Origin of the sequence: Pantoea stewartii subsp. stewartii (assembly GCF_008801695.1) — a bacterium.
In the GTDB taxonomy this organism is placed as follows: Bacteria; Pseudomonadota; Gammaproteobacteria; order Enterobacterales; family Enterobacteriaceae; genus Pantoea; species Pantoea stewartii.
This window is the reverse complement of the sequence record NZ_VZPF01000269.1, coordinates 1-438: the sequence shown is the minus strand read 5'-3', so window position 1 is coordinate 438 and position 438 is coordinate 1. Positions and strand designations below refer to the sequence as shown.

The 438-nt window shown below is 59.1% G+C and carries 1 pseudogene; it reads left to right on the top strand.

Annotated features, from left to right (window positions below):
* Positions 1-438, top strand: a pseudogene (locus tag F7Q90_RS26120) (single-stranded-DNA-specific exonuclease RecJ); the annotation flags it as partial.

Sequence of the window (438 nt, the reverse complement as noted above, 5' to 3'; positions counted from 1 at the left end):
GGCGTTGCGGACATTTTTGCGCGACAAAGGATGGTTCGACGAGCGCGGCATCGCGCCGCCAAATCTGGCGGAACTGCTGGATTTAGTGGCGTTGGGAACGGTAGCGGACGTTGTGCCGCTGGATGCCAACAATCGCATCCTGACCTGGCAAGGGCTAAGTCGTATTCGTGCCGGGAAGTGCCGACCGGGAATCAAAGCGTTGCTGGAGATAGCGAATCGCGATCCGCAACGGCTTGCCGCCAGTGATTTAGGCTTTGCGTTGGGGCCGCGTTTGAATGCCGCCGGCAGACTGGATGATATGTCCGTCGGCGTGGCGTTACTGCTGTGCGACAACCTCGGCGAAGCGCGTGTTCTGGCCAGCGAGCTGGATGCGCTTAACCAAACGCGCAAAGAAATAGAGCAGGGGATGCAGGCGGAAGCGCTTATCCTGTGCGAAAA